Source organism: Streptomyces sp. SID12501 (assembly GCF_010550245.1).
Lineage (GTDB): Bacteria > Actinomycetota > Actinomycetes > Streptomycetales > Streptomycetaceae > Streptomyces.
In genome coordinates this window covers 1-582 of sequence record NZ_JAAGLU010000306.1, presented here as the reverse complement: position 1 = coordinate 582, position 582 = coordinate 1, and the positions used below count along the sequence as shown (strand labels likewise).

Below are 582 nucleotides of genomic sequence, written 5' to 3'. Positions count from 1 at the left end.
TACTACTACCAGTACACGGCCACGTGGCCCGACCGGACCAAGAAGTCGTTCAAGGAGCCCACGAGCCCCGTCGCGGTGACGGCGCACCCCACGTGGAGCACGCTGTTCGTGCCCGGACCGTCGGTGCAGTGGATGGCGGACGTCGCGCACGGCGGCACGGTCGCCGACCTCGCGTACGACAGCCCCGTCGACGGCGCCGAGCGGGACGCGCTGGTGTGGACGCCGCCGGGCTACGACCCGGACCGCGCCGAGCCGTACCCCGTGCTGTACCTCAACCACGGCGGCGGGCAGAACTACGGCGACTGGGTCGAGGTGGCCCGGGCGCCGCAGATCCTCGACAACTACTCGGCGCAGGGCGGCATCGTCCCGATGGTCGTCGTCATGGGCAACGGCAACGTGCCCGACTTCCCGACCGAGCTGCTCGACGCCGACGGCGAGTGGCTGCGCCAGACCGGCGGCGAGTACGGCACGACCACGGGTCGTCCGCGCCGCACCGGCTGGTACGACGCGGTCGTGGTGCGGTACGCGTCGCTCGTCAACGGCCTGACCGACCTCGTGGTCACCAAGCTCGACACGCTCACG

General features: G+C 71.5%; 1 protein-coding gene. It reads left to right on the top strand.

Going from position 1 to position 582, the window contains the following annotated elements:
- The coding region (locus G3I71_RS50625; protein WP_203733049.1) for an esterase family protein at nt 1-582 on the top strand (582 nt) is incomplete at both ends.